The organism is Tsukamurella spumae, assembly GCF_012396015.1.
Classification (GTDB): domain Bacteria; phylum Actinomycetota; class Actinomycetes; order Mycobacteriales; family Mycobacteriaceae; genus Tsukamurella; species Tsukamurella spumae.
Genome location: NZ_JAAXOQ010000009.1, coordinates 98,193 through 111,693 on the forward strand (window position 1 = coordinate 98,193; position 13,501 = coordinate 111,693).

Annotated in this window: 10 protein-coding genes; 7 read left to right on the forward strand and 3 right to left on the reverse strand. The window is 68.8% G+C overall.

The window, feature by feature from the left end; genetic code table 11:
* Positions 1-64: 64 nt before the first annotated feature.
* Genes HF999_RS08825 through HF999_RS08835 form a run of 3 tightly spaced genes read left to right on the forward strand, consistent with a single transcriptional unit; the run spans position 65 to position 3,599 of the window.
* Positions 65-1,231, forward strand: coding sequence for a DUF7373 family lipoprotein (locus tag HF999_RS08825; protein ID WP_168545523.1), 1,167 nt, complete (start codon positions 65-67; stop codon positions 1,229-1,231).
* On the forward strand, positions 1,228-2,406 hold the full coding sequence (locus HF999_RS08830; protein WP_168545524.1) for a DUF7373 family lipoprotein: 1,179 nt from the start codon (positions 1,228-1,230) through the stop codon (positions 2,404-2,406). The genes HF999_RS08825 and HF999_RS08830 overlap by 4 nt, the downstream gene beginning before the upstream one ends.
* Complete coding sequence (locus HF999_RS08835; RefSeq protein WP_168545525.1) at positions 2,403-3,599, forward strand: DUF7373 family lipoprotein; 1,197 nt, start codon at positions 2,403-2,405, stop codon at positions 3,597-3,599. Before HF999_RS08830 ends, HF999_RS08835 begins: the two co-directional genes overlap by 4 nt.
* 58 nt (positions 3,600-3,657) lie before the next feature.
* Here the strand turns inward: HF999_RS08835 and HF999_RS08840 are convergent, their stop codons facing one another.
* The gene (locus HF999_RS08840; RefSeq protein WP_168545526.1) at positions 3,658-4,119 is read right to left on the reverse strand and encodes an SRPBCC family protein; all 462 of its coding nucleotides are present in this window, start codon (positions 4,117-4,119) and stop codon (positions 3,658-3,660) included.
* A 277-nt stretch (positions 4,120-4,396) separates the two neighbouring features.
* Between HF999_RS08840 and groL the strand changes: the two genes are divergently transcribed.
* Positions 4,397-6,022, forward strand: coding sequence for a chaperonin GroEL (groL, locus tag HF999_RS08845; protein WP_168545527.1), 1,626 nt, complete (start codon positions 4,397-4,399; stop codon positions 6,020-6,022).
* Positions 6,023-6,165: 143 nt separating this feature from the next.
* Here the strand turns inward: groL and HF999_RS08850 are convergent, their stop codons facing one another.
* Entirely contained in the window at positions 6,166-7,866 is a 1,701-nt protein-coding gene (locus HF999_RS08850) for a DUF5635 domain-containing protein (protein ID WP_246207498.1), read from the reverse strand.
* A 456-nt stretch (positions 7,867-8,322) separates the two neighbouring features.
* Between HF999_RS08850 and htpG the strand changes: the two genes are divergently transcribed.
* Together htpG and HF999_RS08860 are read left to right on the forward strand one after the other, a co-directional pair.
* A complete protein-coding gene (htpG, locus tag HF999_RS08855) occupies positions 8,323-10,182 on the forward strand; it encodes a molecular chaperone HtpG (protein WP_168545529.1) in 1,860 nt (619 codons plus the stop codon).
* A gap of 29 nt (positions 10,183-10,211) precedes the next feature.
* Positions 10,212-10,733, forward strand: a complete 522-nt coding sequence (locus HF999_RS08860; RefSeq protein WP_068571159.1) for a mycothiol transferase — start codon at positions 10,212-10,214, stop codon at positions 10,731-10,733.
* Between the two features lie 4 nt (positions 10,734-10,737).
* Here HF999_RS08860 and HF999_RS08865 read toward each other — a convergent pair whose 3' ends face one another.
* Positions 10,738-11,979, reverse strand: coding sequence for an RsbRD N-terminal domain-containing protein (locus HF999_RS08865; RefSeq protein WP_139057887.1), 1,242 nt, complete (start codon positions 11,977-11,979; stop codon positions 10,738-10,740).
* A gap of 98 nt (positions 11,980-12,077) precedes the next feature.
* On the opposite strand from HF999_RS08865, the gene HF999_RS08870 reads away from it, so the two are divergent.
* A complete protein-coding gene (locus HF999_RS08870; protein WP_068571157.1) occupies positions 12,078-13,499 on the forward strand; it encodes an aldehyde dehydrogenase family protein in 1,422 nt (473 codons plus the stop codon).
* The last annotated feature ends 2 nt before the right edge of the window (positions 13,500-13,501 follow it).

Consider the following 13,501-nt stretch of genomic DNA (forward strand, 5'->3'; position numbering starts at 1 on the left):
TAGCGCGGCGCAGGGAGTCGATACGCGTCCCGTGGTTGACTGGATGACTCCGGAGGAGGAATCCATGGTACGAAGGTCGATCGCCGCGGTGGGGGCCGCACTACTGCTCGCCGGCTGTTCCACGACGGTGGCGGGCACACCCGAGGCGGACCCGTCGGGAATGCCGAGGCCGGACACGGGCTCGTACGCGACCGCACCGCGGACCGTCGAACCGATGACGGAGAAGGTGCAGGCCGCTGCTGAGGGCTTCCGGATGATGGAGATCATTCCGCTCGCCACTCAGATCGACGGCTCGGTCCGGTACCCGGGGAGGCCCGGCGTCGGTCGGATCTCGAGTTCCATCGGGTCAGCCATCGGCGAGGGGGTCGGCAAGGCGCTCGAGGGCCTGGAAGTGGGGGCGTACACCTCGGCGGGCGACAAGGCGCCGGGTTCGAAGTCGACCGATTCCGGTAAGGACCTGATCACGGGCGTGTTCCGGTTCAAGGACGAGGCCGCGGCGCGCGCGGCGGTCGGCAATCCGGCCGTCTTCGCCGAGGACAAGGGTTTCGCGGGTTCCACGCCGACACCGAAGGTGCCCGTGACCGTCCCGGGATACGCGAACGCGAAGGCGTACACGAAGACGACCACGTACTCGACCAGCACCGTCGGACTGCTCGCGAGCGGGCGGTACGTCCTCGCCGGCTGGACGACGGGCTCGCTCGACTGGGTCAAGAAGTTCTTCGACCTGCAGATCCCGGCGTTGAAGGACTTCACGCCGACGCCGGTGGACAAGTTCTCCACCCTGACGCGCGACCACGACGATCTGCTGAAGTACACCCTCGCGGAATCGACCCCGACCATCTACCAGGCCACGCTGAACGCCCGGACGATGACGCCCATGCAGAGCGATATCACTGCTGCCGTCAAGGATTTCGCCGACGCCGGCGTCGACTACATCGCCCGCGCCGGGAACAACGTCTATCGTGCGCGGGACGCTGCCGGTGCCTCGCTGCTCGCTGATCGGTTCATCACCGAGACGCGGACCTTCTACGCCGGGTCGACCGAGTCGAAGCCGAAGGGGGTGCCGGGCGGGCGCTGCCTGACCTATCCCTCGTACTCCGGATCCAAAGACACCAGTACATACTGCGTCGCGCCGGTCGGGCGCTACCTGGCGGAGGTCTCCGATACGCAGCAGACGCGCGCGAATCAGGCCATCGGTGCGTCGTACCTCGTTCTGCGGGAGGCGAAGTGAGGATCCGAGTGGCCCTCGTGCTCGCCTCCGCCGCCCTCCTCGCCGGGTGCTCGACGACGGTGCCCGGCACCGCCGTCGTCGATCCCGGCGCGGTCCCGAGGCCGGACTACGGCTCCAACCGCATCGAGCCCCGTGACGTCGGTACGGCCGATACCGTGCTGGGGCTCGTGCTCGAGGGTCGCCGGATGGCGGCGACGGCGCCGCTCCTGTTCACGATCGACCCCGCGATCCGGTACAGCAGCCAGGTCGAGGCCGGGCAGCTCAACACCGGACGGAACAATGTGCGGTTCATGGTCGGGCAGCTCGGTGCGGACGCCTTCCGCGATCACGAGGTGGGCTTTTTCATCGGCGCGAGCGACCAGAAGCCCGGTGTCCGCAGCTCCTCGACCACGACGTCCCGCGGCGTCACCGTCGGAGTGCTCCGCATGCCGTCGCCGGCTAGGGCGGCGGCCGCCGTCACCGCCGGCCTGCGCGGTCGCGAACCCGATGCGAGCGCGGACACCCCGGAGAAGAAGACGCTCGCGATCCCCGGCTACGACACGGCGATCGCGTACTCGCAGGCCTTCAAGACCGGCACGCCGAACGCCGCGTTCCTGGCCTACCAGCAGTACGTGATCTTCGCCTACGGCGCGTACTCGCCCGCGCAGATCCAGAAGTACTTCGACGCCCAGATCAAGGGCCTCGGCGGCTTCACGCCGACCCCCGTCGACAAGGTCACCACACTCCCCGTCGACGACTCCGGCGTCGCGAAGTACACACTGCCGCCGAGCACTGAGGACCCCACGCGCACAGGGACACTGCCGATCCCGGTGGCCCTGCAGAACCAGCTCGACGTGACCAGCGCGAAGAACGCCTTCGACGACGCCGGGGTCGACGCGGTCGGCGTGGGCAACAGCACCGTCTACCGCGCGAAGGACGCGGCCGCGGCGGTCCGGATGCAGAGGTCCTTGGTCGACGACGTGCGGGGCTTCTACTCGACGAACACGCCCATCGCCGCGAAGAACATCCCCGGCGTGGTGTGCATGGTGCTGCCGATGTACCCGGGCAGCTCCGTCACGACCAACTGGTGCATCGCCACGGCGGGCCGATACGTCGTGGAAGTCGCTGCGGGGCAACAGCAACAGGCCGTTCAACGGATCGGCGCCGAATACCTGATTCTGAGGGACGCGAAGTGAGGAACACAGTGCGGAAATCAGTGACGGCGGCGGTGCTCGCCGCCTGTGCGGTCGTCGCCGGGTGCAGTACGACGGTGGCCGGTACCCCGGTGGCGGATCCGTCAGCGGTGCCGAAGCCGGAGACGGGCTCCTATGCAACGACGGCCCGCACGATCGGCGCACCGTCGCAGGCCGACGGGGTGTCGCTCGAGGGCTACCGGATGGTTGCGGCCATGCCGTACCTCTACGACATCGACCCCGCGCTGCACTTCCAGGGCGACGTGTCGGTGGGCTCGGGGAAGACCGGAGCGGCGTCGGTCAAGAACATCTTCGGCGAGGCGGCCGACAAGGCGATCGGCGGCGTCGTCGAGGTCGCGGCGGTGGTCGGTGCCGGATCCCAGCAGCAGGGTGCCAAGTACGACCCGAAGGTCGAGAAGCGCGAGGTCACCATCGCGGTTCTGCGCACTGCTTCGGACGGGGTCGCAGCCTCCGCGGTGGGCTCCTCGCTGATGGCCGCGCAGAAGGACATCTTCGGCAAGGACGAGCCGGCGAAGGTCGCCCTGTCGATCCCGGGCTACGACAAGGCGATCGCGTATACCCAGGCCTACGAGGGCGCCGGGAGGTCGACCGTTGCCTTCCTGACGTACAAGCAGTACGTCATCGGCGTGTACGGCGACTTCTCCGCCGACCAGATCCGCACCTACTTCGACAAGCAGACGAAGGAGCTGGACGGGTTCACCCCCACCCCGCTCGACAAGGTCACCTCGCTCAAGCTCGACGAATCCGGAGTGGCCACGCTGACCCTGGCCCCGTCGAAGGGCAGCGGCGGATACTCGTTGCCCACCCGCCAGGCGGTCCCCCGTCAGACGGACGTCTCACGCTCGGTGAAGACCTTCGCCGACGCCGGGGTGGACGTGATCGGCTCGGGTGGGAGCACCGTGTACCGGGCGCGCGATGCCGAGGGGGCGAAGCACGTCGCCGACGAGTTCATCGCGGAGACGAAGGGCGCCTACGCAGGCGCCGAATCCGAGCGGGTGACGGGCGTGCCGGGCTCGACCTGCCTGACCTACGCGACCTACGAGGGGTCGAAGGACAAGCGGACGTACTGCGTCGTTCCGGTTGGTCGGTATCTGGCGGAGGTCACCACCACGCAGCACGACCAGGCGACCCAGGCGATCGGTGCGGCCTACCTGATCCTCGCCGCGCAGAAGTAGCGCGAACGACGAAGGGCGCACCCTTGCCGGGTGCGCCCTTCGATCGTGCGGGAGCGGGCTACTTCGCCTCGGCCTCGGTCTTGATGTGGGAGAGGGTCTGCTTCATGCCGACCAGCAGGCCACGCTCGAAGTCCTCGTTGCCGCCCAGCAGCGCGGAAACGAGGCCGCTGCTCAGCGCGGTGGTCCTGCCGCCGGCCGCCTCGCGCCGCTCGACGACGGTGGTCTTGTCGCCGTCAGGCACGAGGGTGAAGCTCCAGACGGTGTGGTTCTCGGCGACGCGGAAGGCCACCCGCTCGTTCGCCGTGAACTCGGTGACCCGGGTGTTGGTCGGCCAGACCTTCCACCCCTGACGGTTGATGTTCAGCATGCGGCTGCCGACCTTGAGCGGGCCGCCGAAGACGAACACCTTCTTGCACTGCGGGCTGCGACGGCCCATCGCCTCGAGGTCGGACACGACGGCCCAGACCTTCTCCACGGGCGCGTCGATCACGACGCTCGACTCCAATACGGGGGTTGCCATGACCGGATCCTACCCATGAGTAGGAACCGTCCGACGGTGCCGTGCTTCCGCCCGGGGCGGAACAGCCGGGATCGACCTTGCACTCGACCCCGTCGAGTGCTAGAAACGAGTTAGCACTCGGATTACGTGAGTGCTAGGTCGAGTAGGTGAGACCGGGCCCTGTGCACAACGCGCGCAGGTGACACGCCGGGTCGTCCGTCGCGGGCATCGAATCGACCTAGGAGACGTGTCCAAAGTACGGGCCGAACAGGCCCCTATCTGGAGGAATCACTTCGCAATGGCCAAGATCATCGCGTTCGACGAAGAGGCACGCCGCGGTCTCGAGCGGGGCCTGAACGCCCTCGCCGACGCCGTCAAGGTGACGCTCGGCCCCAAGGGCCGCAACGTCGTGCTGGAGAAGAAGTGGGGCGCCCCCACGATCACCAACGACGGTGTTTCCATCGCCAAGGAGATCGAGCTCGAGGATCCCTACGAGAAGATCGGCGCCGAGCTCGTCAAGGAGGTCGCCAAGAAGACCGACGACGTCGCGGGCGACGGCACCACCACCGCCACCGTGCTGGCCCAGGCGCTCGTGCGCGAGGGCCTGCGGAACGTGGCCGCGGGTGCGAACCCGCTGGGCCTCAAGCGGGGCATCGAGAAGGCCGTCGCGGCCGTCACCGAGCACCTGCTCAAGGAGGCCAAGGAGGTCGAGACCAAGGAGCAGATCGCTGCTACCGCGGGCATCTCGGCCGGCGACCCCGCCATCGGTGAGCTCATCGCCGAGGCCATGGACAAGGTCGGCAAGGAAGGCGTCATCACCGTCGAGGAGAGCAACACCTTCGGGCTCCAGCTGGAGCTGACCGAGGGCATGCGCTTCGACAAGGGCTTCATCTCGGGCTACTTCGCCACTGACGCCGAGCGTCAGGAGGCCGTGCTCGAGGACGCCTACGTGCTGCTCGTCGCCGGCAAGATCTCGACCGTCAAGGACCTGCTGCCGCTGCTGGAGAAGGTCATCCAGTCGGGCAAGCCGCTCGCGATCATCGCCGAGGACGTCGAGGGCGAGGCCCTGTCGACGCTCATCGTCAACAAGATCCGCGGCACCTTCAAGTCGGTCGCCATCAAGGCCCCCGGCTTCGGCGATCGTCGCAAGGCGATGCTGCAGGACATGGCGATCCTCACCGGTGGCCAGGTCATCTCCGAGGAGATCGGCCTGTCGCTGGACACCGCCGGCCTCGAGGTGCTGGGCACCGCCCGCAAGGTCGTCGTGACCAAGGACGAGACCACCATCGTCGACGGTGCGGGCTCGCAGGAGCAGATCGCCGGCCGCGTTTCGCAGATCCGCGCCGAGATCGAGAACAGCGACTCGGACTACGACCGGGAGAAGCTGCAGGAGCGCCTCGCGAAGCTGGCCGGCGGCGTCGCCGTCATCAAGGCCGGCGCTGCGACCGAGGTCGAGCTCAAGGAGCGCAAGCACCGCATCGAGGATGCCGTGCGCAACGCCAAGGCCGCCGTCGAGGAGGGCATCGTCGCCGGTGGTGGCGTCGCTCTCGCGCAGTCCGGTTCGGTCTTCGACGCCCTCGCGCTCGAGGGTGACGAGGCCACCGGCGCGTCCATCGTCAAGGTCGCGCTCGACGCTCCCGTCAAGCAGATCGCCTTCAACGCGGGCCTCGAGCCCGGCGTCGTGGCCGAGAAGGTCCGCAACTCGCCGTCCGGCACCGGCCTCAACGCCGCCACCGGCGTGTACGAGGACCTGCTGGTCGCCGGCATCAACGACCCGGTGAAGGTCACCCGCTCGGCGCTGCAGAACGCAGCCTCGATCGCGGCGCTGTTCCTCACCACCGAGGCCGTCGTCGCCGATAAGCCGGAGAAGGCCGGAGCGCCCATGGGCGATCCGACCGGCGGCATGGGCGGCATGGACTTCTAAGTCCAGCCACTCGGCTTGGGATTTCGGGCCCGGCATCGTCGTATTCGACGGTGCCGGGCCCTTCCTTTTCCGCCTTCGACCTGCGCATTGTCACTTTACGGCGAAGCTAAAGTGACAACCTTCGCGTCGTGCGGGGATTCTTGTCACTTTCGGCGGACGAACCGTGTGGTCCTGCCCGCACCTTCGCTGCTCAACCAGCCCTGCTCGCGGAGGAACCGTTGTGCCGTACCGCGGGAGACGCCCGTGACTTCCATGAGGTCGCCGGAGGTCACCGCCTCATGCGTCGACAGCCAGTGCTCGACGACGGCTCTCAGAGTGTCGGGTGCGGTGGACGCGTGCGCCATCGCGGGGTCGAGGCGCGTGCCGCTGCCCGCCGCTACCGCACGAGCCCAAGCGCCGGGGCCGAACATCCACACATCCTTGTACTCGACGATCAGCGGTTCGTCGTCGACTGTGGTTTGCATGGCGCTGCGCACCGCATCCCGCGCCTCCTCGGCGTGAGCCTGGAGAACCTCGGCGAGCGTATCGATCGTCAGATAGGGCTCTCGCAGGAGAACGAAGACGATGATCGCGATACGGAAGTCATCCTGGCGAGCGACCGGTCGAATGGCACGCACCAATTCGACGACGGGATTCACGGGCTCCCCGCCGACCAGTACGCACTCGACGTGCGGACCGGAGACTTCGACGATGCGCGGTGGACGATGACCCACGACGATCATCGCCTGGTACATGCGGTCGACGCCCAGCCCCTGCTTCTCGACGAGGCCGAGGGCGCGGAACAGATCCGCTAGAGCGGGGTATCGCGCATGCCTGCTCGAGAGGACGTTTCGCTCGGACACTTCGCCGCTGAAGCCGCCCGGACTTCGCACCAGCAGAGTCGAGTCCGCGCTGATCCATCGGACCTCGGTGGGCTCCCGACGGTTCCAATCCCGGTGGACCAGGCCGTTGAGAATCGCCTCACGAGCGGCCTGTTGGGGCACCTCGCGGATCGGCGTCGCCGCGAATCGGTCGGTTCGCGAGATGGGGAGGTTTCGCGCGTTGAGCGCCGTCTCGATGTATTCCAGCTGCTCGATGAGGGACTGGTCCTGCCGCGCGGCCTCTCTGCCGAGCAGGGCGCCTCCGGGTACTTCCAATGTGGTCAGGTCGATCGCTGACCACCCGACAGGGGTGAGGAGCAGGGCGGCGGCCGCCGAGAGTCGTCCGTCGCTACGAAGCCCGCCGATGCGCCGGATCAGCTGTTCGGCGCTGAGGTCGTCGCCTCCGGGCACGTACTCACGCACGAGGGCCAACGCGCGTGGAGTGACATCGGTGAGGCCGCGGTCCGAGGCCGCGCCCATCGGGTCGTAGCCGAGCCGGGTGGAACGGTGTTCCCACCATTCGGCTCGATCGACCGCAACACAGGAATCTCCGACGCGCCAACGGATCCGGTCCCCGGAATCGGTCACGGGTTCGGGGGACTCCGCCACGAACAGGACGAGTAGCCGCTGACCACCGACACGGCGCTCGCGGATATCGGGTGCGATGTCCACGGCGCGGTGGATGCGCTGTCGAAGCCAGTCCACGTCGAGCTCGGTGCCGATCAACGCGCCGGTGCGATCCTCCACACCGAGGATCAGAGCGCCGCCACCCGGGGTATTGGCGAAGCAGGCCACCTCGTCAGCGAGCTTCTTCGCAGCCTCGGGATTCTGGGGGGATCCGGGTTCGATGATCTTGCCGATGCGTCGCCCGGCCTCCTCTTTGAAGTCGATCGCTTGATGCTCGCGGGTGAGGAGGAGTGATCCGTCGGATTCGGAGGCGAGGATCGCTTCGACGGACTCCTCCAGCTTCTGGCGCTGGTCCATGCTCCAAGGGCGCATCGTAGTGGCTCCCTTCCGTCGGGTGGCCGTGTGGTTCGTACGGGTTGGTACGGGCTCAGAGTAGACGTTGACCTGCGTATTGTCACTTTACGACGAAGCTAAAGTGACAACATTCGCGCCGTGCGGGGATTCTTGTCACTTTCGGCGGGGCGTCAGGGTGATGGCCACCCGGATGGTCGTGCTCCCCACGGTGCAGGGCTGATCGCTGACCGGCGGCGGTAGGGGCGGCACGGGGTGATGCGCTGAGAGCATCACCTGCTGTCCGAGCATCGTCCTGAGCAGCAGGTTCGGAGGGATGCGCCGGACGCATCGGTGTTCCGCGCAGCCGATCCGCCGCACACCCCGCGCTGCGCTCCCGGCGGGCAACCCCGCCGCGCGGGCCGAGCCGCCCGTTGGCAGAATCGTCGGGAGCACCGTCGGATGATGAGGAGATAGAGAGCCGTGACCGCGGAGACCCTTCAGTTCCAGGCCGAGACCGATCAGCTGCTGTCGCTGATGATCCACTCCGTGTATTCGGAGAAGGACGTCTTCCTGCGCGAGCTGATCTCCAACGCCTCGGACGCGTTGGACAAGCTGCGGCTGGAGGCCTACCAGGACAAGGATCTCGACGCGGACGCCTCCGACCTGCACATCGAGCTGCGCCCCGACGCCGAGGCCCGCACGCTGACCATCGCGGACAACGGGATCGGCATGAGCCGCGCCGAGGTCGTCGACCTGATCGGCACGCTCGCGAAGTCCGGAACGGGCGAGCTCAAGCGCAAGCTGGAGGCCGCGAGGCAGGCGAAGGAGCAGGGCGCCTCGGCGGAGCTCATCGGCCAGTTCGGCATCGGCTTCTACTCGGCGTTCATGGTCGCCGACCGCGTCGTACTGGTCACGCGCAAGGCCGGCGAGGACACCGCGACGCGCTGGGAGTCCGAGGGCCACGGCACGTACACCGTCACCGATCTCACCGGCGACGACGTGCCCGCGCAGCACGGCACCACCATCACCCTGCACCTGCGTGCCGCGGACGGAGACGACAGCCTCCACGACTACGCCTCCGAGTCCGTGCTCCGCACGGTCGTGCGGCGCTACAGCGACTTCATCGCCTTCCCCATCCGCCTGGGCGACGACACCCTCAATTCCATGCAGGCGCTCTGGGCGCGCCCGAAGGACGAGGTGAGTGCCGAGGAGTACGCCGACTTCTACCGACACACCAGCCACGCCTTCGACGAGCCGCTCGAGACCATCGCCGTCCGCGCCGAGGGCACCTTCGAGTACCAGGCACTGCTGTTCATCCCCACGATGCCGCCCTTCGACATGTTCTACCGGAACACCAAGCCGGGCCCCGCCCTCTACGTCAAGCGGGTGTTCATCATGGATCACTGTGAGGCGCTGCTGCCCCCGTACCTCCGGTTCATCACCGGTGTCGTGGACGCGCAGGACCTGTCCCTCAACGTCTCCCGCGAGATCCTGCAGAACGACCGCCACCTGGTGATGATCCGCAAGCGTCTGGTCAAGCGCGTGCTGCAGACGATCACTGCGATGCGGGACAACGAGCGGGAGAAGTACGAGACCTTCTGGACCGCCTTCGGCGCCGTGCTCAAGGAGGGCCTGCTCGACGATCAGGAGAACCGCGAGACCCTGCTGGGGGCATCGTCGTTCGCGTCGACCTTCAGCGAGGACGGCACGACGGGCCTCGCGGAGTACGTCTCCCGCATGCCGGAGGCGCAGGACGTGATCTACTACGCGGTAGGCGAGTCGCGGCGCCAGCTGGAGTCCTCTCCGCACCTGGAGGCCTTCGCCGCCAAGGGCTTCGAGGTGCTGCTGCTGACCGACCAGGTGGACGAGCTCTGGACCACCGGTGCGGAGTTCGACGGTAAGCGGTTCGTCTCCGTGGCGAAGGGCGAGGCCGATCTCGGCGGCGACGCGCCGGAGGCGGAGGGCTTCGAGTCGCTCACCGCCTGGCTCGCGAAGACGCTGGAGGACAAGGTCTCGGGCGTGCGCCTCACCTCCCGACTGACCAGCTCGCCCGCGTGCCTCGTGGGCGGCGAGTTCGATCTCAGTCCGCAGCTCGAGCAGATGTACCGCGCCAGCGGCCAGGAGGTGCCGCGCACCCGGCGCACGCTCGAGCTCAACCCGGACAACGCACTCGTGCTCGCCCTGCGCGAGAAGGTCGGCGACGGCGAGCCCGCCGACGATCTGCAGGACGCCGCCGAGATCCTCTACGGCACCGCGGTGCTCGCCGAGGGCGGTGCCGTGGACGACCCGGCCGAGTTCGCCGCGGTGCTCGCCCGGCAGCTCGCCCGCAACCTCGGCTGATCGGCGGCGGGAGGCGTACCGTCGGGTCCATGGACGACGCGACCGCTGCCCGGGACCTGCTGATCGACTCCTTCGCGAGGATCGCCGAGCACGCGGAGGCCGTGACGGACGGGCTCACCGCGGACATCGCGGACCGTCGGATCGTGCCGGACGCCAACACGATCGCGTGGCTGGTCTGGCACAGCGCCCGGGTGATCGACGCGCAGCTCGCGCCGATCGCCGGGGTCGAGCAGGTCTGGACCGCGCAGGACTGGTTCGGCCGGTTCGGCCTCGATCTGCCCGCGGACTCCACCGGATACGGACACACCCGCGTGGAGGCGGCGCAGGTGCACGGCAGCGACGCGCTGCTCATCGGCTACTTCCGCGACGTCGACGCGATGGCCCGCACCTATCTGACCGATGTGACACCGGACGAGCTCGCCCGCGTGATCGACGAGGCGTGGGACCCGCCGGTCACCGTCGCCGTGCGGCTGGTGAGCATCGTCGACGACTGCGCCCAGCACCTCGGCGCCGCCGCCTACCTCAAGGGCGCCCTCGAGTCCACGATCTGACTCGTCACGCGGGGCCCGCACCGAAGGTCTTCACGGCGTGCAGTGCCAGCTCGACGTACACGCGCCGCTCGTCGATGGAGTGCCCGAGCAGCTGCTCGACCTGCCGGATCCGATACCGAACGGTATTGGGGTGCAGGATCAGCGACTCGCCGGCGGCTTTCGCATCGCCGCCCGCGCCGAGGTAGGCGAGCGCCGTCTCCCGCAGGCGCGCAGCGGAATCCGTCGCGGCGGCGAGGTCGCCGAGCTCCCGCCGGATCAGCGTGTCCGCGCCGGTCGGCCCCGCGATCCCGTGCGCCAGGCAGGCCAGCTCCACGTCCCGATAGGCGACGATCCGCCGGCCGGTCCGTTGCGCGACCTCCAGGGCCGCCGCGGATTCGGCTGCACTGGTCCGGAATCCGTCGATCCCGGGGTGCGCGGTGCCGAGGGCGCAGCGCACCGTCGGGGGGAGGTCCGGGGGATCGGGCACCGTCGATCCCGTGCTCCAGCACCGCAGTGACCGGGCTCCGGTCCGTAGGGCCAGACGGTGCTCGCCGCCCACGGCCCGGTGCACGGCGAGGCCTGCGCGCTCGAGGTGCCGCTGCACGTCGGCGTCGAGGACGCCCTCGTCGGCCCACAGGGTGTACGCGGTGTGCACGGGGTTCACCGGATATCCGAGCGCAGCACTGGCATCGGCGGGGTCGACGTCCTGCCCGGACAGCAGCGCCTCGACGGTGGCGGCCTGCCGGGCCAGCGCGCCGCGCTGCCACTGTTCGCGCTCCGCGACGAAGGTGCCGATCATCGCCTCGATCGAGACGTCCAGCCACTGCGTGGTCCGGGGCCAGAAGTGCAGCAGCACCTCGGAGCGGACCTCCGCGTCGGGAATCTCGGCGGCAGCGGTGGTGGTGAACAGCTCCCACGCCGCGCTCTGGCCCACGCGGTAGACCGCGAGGAGGACGCGGAGTTCGTGGCCGCGGCGCGCCATGGTGCGGGCCAGGTCGTGGGTCTCCTCGCCGGGGCGGATCGTGATCGTCTCGCGCGTGGCGTTGCCGAGCACGCCGCGCCAGTGCGCGCGGGTGCTGGCGTCGAGCTCGGCGCGCAGCAGAGGCTCGTCGATCTCGGGCAGCGCCGCGACGATCGCGTCGTCGACGTCGCGCACCATCGTGTCGAGCGCCTGCTCGTTCTCGCCGGCCCGCGCGAATTCCGCGAGCCACCGGCGGGCGGGCGGCGACAGCGCCGTCACGACGACGGGCTTTGTTCGGAGGGACAAAAATCGGGCCGAACCTTGCTCATGACACCAAGAATATGACGCTCATCACACACGATCATAGGAGTGTCGAACAACACACCCGACCGCAGGAGCCTGACATGATCGACCGCACCAGTCACTACATCGACGGACAGTGGCGGCCGTCGGCCGGCACCGAGACGATCGACGTCCACGACGCGACGACCGAGGAGGTCATCGCCCGGGTCGCCGCCGGTACCGCCGACGATGCCGATGCCGCGGTCGCCGCCGCCCGCGCCGCCTTCGACGGCTGGTCGCGCACGCCCCTGGCCGAGCGGCTCGACTTCCTCCTCGGCGCCGCCCGCGCCCTGCAGGCCCGGCAGACCGAGATCGCGACCCTGGTCAGCCAGGAGGTGGGCATGCCCTTCGCGTACAGCAACGTGGTGCAGGCCGGCCTGCCGGTGCAGTCGCTGGTCTCGATCGCGGAGGTCGCGAGCACCTACGCCTTCGAGGAGACGGTGTACAACTCGCTGGTCGTCCGCGAGCCGATCGGCGTCGTCGTCGCGATCACGCCGTGGAACTACCCGCTGCACCAGGTGGTCGCCAAGGTCGCGCCCGCTCTCGCCGCCGGCTGCACCGTGGTGCTCAAGCCGAGTGAGGTCGCGCCTCTGACGGCGTTCGTGCTCGCCGAGGTCTTCGACGCACTGGGGCTGCCGAAGGGCGTGTTCAACGTGGTCACGGGCACCGGGCAGACGGTCGGCGAGGCGCTCGTCGGTCACCCCGAGGTCGACATGGTCTCGCTCACCGGCTCCACCGGCGCGGGCCGCCGCATCGGCGCGGTGGCCGCGCAGTCGATCAAGAAGGTCGCCCTCGAGCTCGGCGGCAAGTCGCCGCTCGTGGTCCTCGACGACGCCGACCCGGTCGAGGCGGTCACCGCCGGCCTGAACGGGTGCTTCCTCAACTCCGGCCAGACCTGCATCGCGCTGACCCGCATGATCGTGCCCCGAGCCGCGATGCCGCAGTTCGAGGCCATCGCCGCGGCGGGCGTCGAGCAGATCAAGGTGGGCGGGCCCTTCGAGCCCGACACCGTGCTCGGGCCGCTGGTCTCCGCGCAGCAACGGGACCGGGTGGTCGGGTACATCGAGAAGGGCATCGCCGACGGTGCGCGTCTGGTCGCCGGCGGCCCGACCGCGCCGGAAGGACTGGATCGCGGCTACTTCGTCCGCCCGACGGTGTTCTCCGACGTCGACGCCGGGATGGCGATCGTCCGCGAGGAGATCTTCGGTCCCGTCCTGGTGATCCAGGCCTACGACACCGAGGACGAGGCGGTCGAGCTCGCCAACGACACTCCGTACGGCCTCAACGCCGCGGTCTTCTCCGCCGATCAGGACCGCGCAGTGGCGGTGGGCCGGCGCATCCGGGCCGGGCAGGTCCAGATCAACGACGGTGCCTTCAACATCAACGCCCCGTTCGGGGGCTACAAGCAGTCGGGCAACGGCCGGGAGTTCGGCGCGTGGGGCCTCGACGACTACCTCGAGACCAAGTCGATGCAGCTGCCCTGAGT